General features: G+C 34.7%; 1 pseudogene. It reads left to right on the plus strand.

The features are described from left to right. Positions 1–165: 165 nt before the first annotated feature. Positions 166–922: pseudogene (locus GNY06_RS02270) on the plus strand (hypothetical protein); the annotation flags it as partial.

Here is a 922-nt window from a genome sequence, read left to right on the forward strand (position 1 = left end):
AAAATTTAAAACACAAAATGATCAAGACTAAATAATTTTTCAGCCGTAAATCGAAACCTGACTAGTGGATTATGCAATCTCTATCCAGAACTAGAGATTAATTGTCCTTGTATTTACATATCGTTTTTACCCCTATAAATTATAACAACTATAAAAACACATAAGATGAAACTAAAATTACACTGCACTGGTATTGCATTACTGGTGCTTTCATTCTGGGTAACTTCATGTCGAAGTTCTGAAAGAATGGAAGAAAAAAATAATGCTCAGATAAATAATGTAAAAATAAGAATCTCTATGCCGAATGAGGCATACAAGCAAGGAGAGGTTCCTATTGAAAAAACACAAAAAAGAAAAATTGATTTAGAAGATGGATCTTTCGCCATCGCTACACTTACTCCCATCTATGGTTCGATAAATAAGGTAAATGATAATATGCCTAAAGCTGAAACCAAAGTGGAGCAATCACAACTTAAACCCGGTGTTAAATATAAAGTTGTAGCATATGATAGTAATGGGAAATATGTCACAGAAAAGATTTTTACTTCTGGACAAAAGGAAGAAGGTTTCAGGCTAGATGGGGGTAAAGAATACACCTTTGTTGCTTATTCTATCAATACAACAGATAATGTACCTTCAATCTCAAACCCTGAAAATTTATCCAGTGCTAAACTGGATAATATTAGCGGTGACTTAATGTATTTTAAAAGAAAGATGATCGTCTCTGGGGACAGAGTCAACTATCTGGATGTAATCCTTAAGCATCAGTTTAGCGAGATTACTACTACACTAGATGCAAGACAAGTGGGCACTTTTAAGGCGATTAATCTACCTTCCATTAAGCCTAGCAGTAAATCTGCTAACATCAGCTTTGCTGATAATGTGATTACTTATAACGAGACAAATCCGGACGGCGCCGCAG

It is taken from the genome of Elizabethkingia argenteiflava (assembly GCF_009904105.1).
In the GTDB taxonomy this organism is placed as follows: Bacteria; Bacteroidota; Bacteroidia; order Flavobacteriales; family Weeksellaceae; genus Elizabethkingia; species Elizabethkingia argenteiflava.